This window comes from Mesorhizobium sp. M7A.F.Ca.US.005.03.2.1, assembly GCF_003997795.1.
In the GTDB taxonomy this organism is placed as follows: Bacteria; Pseudomonadota; Alphaproteobacteria; order Rhizobiales; family Rhizobiaceae; genus Mesorhizobium; species Mesorhizobium ciceri.
In genome coordinates this window covers 1-385 of record NZ_RZRP01001652.1, presented here as the reverse complement: position 1 = coordinate 385, position 385 = coordinate 1, and the positions used below count along the sequence as shown (strand labels likewise).

1 protein-coding gene is annotated in these 385 nt (G+C 61.8%); it reads left to right on the top strand.

Features of this window, described 5'->3' with window-relative positions:
- On the top strand, window positions 1-385 hold a 385-nt coding region (locus EN991_RS39645), incomplete at both ends, for a caspase family protein (protein WP_206519395.1).

The window sequence follows — 385 nt, the reverse complement described above, 5'->3', positions numbered from 1 at the left end:
CCGCCGATGGCTTCGTCAAGCTTTTCCATGACGCCGAGGCGAAGCTGCCCGAAAGCAGCGCCGTGCTGATCTTCTACGCCGGCCACGGCATGCAGGTGCAGGGCGAAAACTACCTGCTACCGATCGATACGCCCGATCCGGAAAACCTGGACAAGCTGACGGCGCACGCCGTCAAGCTGAATGATGTGATCGCCAAATTCGCCAGTCGCGGCCGTCAGACCTTCATCTTCCTTGATGCCTGCCGCAACAATCCGCTGGGCAGCGGCGCCAACATCTCCAACGGTCTGGCGCAGGTCGAGGTCGGCGAAAACACGTTTGTCGCCTTCGCCACCCAGCCCGGGAACGTCACCGTCGACGGGACAGACGAAAACAGCCCGTTCACCAC